Here is a 990-nt window from a genome sequence, read left to right on the forward strand (position 1 = left end):
CTGCGCAGTCTTTTTAGGCGTCGTAACGATATTGTGAAGGATATACGTCGTAACAAGAGCAGGATAAAGATGCAGCTTCTGTATTTTGGCATAAAGATCCCTGAGGAGTTCAGCAACGATAAATGGAGCCACAAGTTCAGGGACTGGGTAGATGCGGTACGCTTTGCCCACCCCACGGCCAAATCGGCCCTCGAGGGGAGGATGCGCACCTTTAGGTTCTTGGACAAAGAGAAACGGGAAATATCCACGCAGCTTCGTGCCTATTGCCGTAAATACCATAAAGAGGATTATTATCTATTGCGAAGTATTCCCGGCATAGGAGGTATAGTTGCTTGTGGTATCTTGAGTGAGCTCGGCGACCTGCGCCGTTTTAATAATATCAAACAGTTTGCTGGCTATCTGGGGCTTGCCCCGGGTATTTACCAAAGTGGCGAAAACTCGCGGGGCATGGGCATCACCAAACGAGCAAATAAAATTATGCGCAGTTATTTTGTAGAGGCTTCTTGGCAGGCTATACGGGCCGACCCCGTGATGCAAGCTTACTATCGGAAACATGTGCACCGCAACTCAAAATCGATAATAATTAAAATTGCACGCAAGCTTGCCAGTCGGACATTGGCCGTCGTAAAAACGGGGATTCCCTATGAGCCTGGCGTAGTGCAATAGAAAAATAAAAACAAACAGTAACAATAACAGAGCTCACAGAATAACCAATTTCCCGGATCACAAAACAACGTATGTGACCACCCAAGGGCTGGATCACTTTTATAGACCGTGGCCGGGTTATTATAACTTACAATCACACAGATGCTGGTGGCCGCGCTTGGCGATGGACCACATATAGGATGCGGAGCAAGTTATTTAAAGGCATTGAAATACTGATAACCCTATCGGGATTATCAACATTTCAACACCACAACATAATCATTATGAAGTGATTAAAAAATAAAATATTATATTTGAAGAACTGGACTAGTGCTTTTCATAGGA

At 44.8% G+C, this 990-nt stretch carries 1 protein-coding gene; it reads left to right on the top strand.

Annotation, left to right across the window (positions count from 1 at the left end):
* On the top strand, positions 1-666 hold a 666-nt coding region (locus K8089_RS16140), incomplete at its 5' end, for an IS110 family RNA-guided transposase (RefSeq protein ID WP_237604317.1).
* Positions 667-990: the final 324 nt, after the last annotated feature.

The sequence above is a fragment of the Aequorivita vitellina genome, assembly GCF_022008365.1.
Classification (GTDB): Bacteria; Bacteroidota; Bacteroidia; order Flavobacteriales; family Flavobacteriaceae; genus Aequorivita; species Aequorivita vitellina.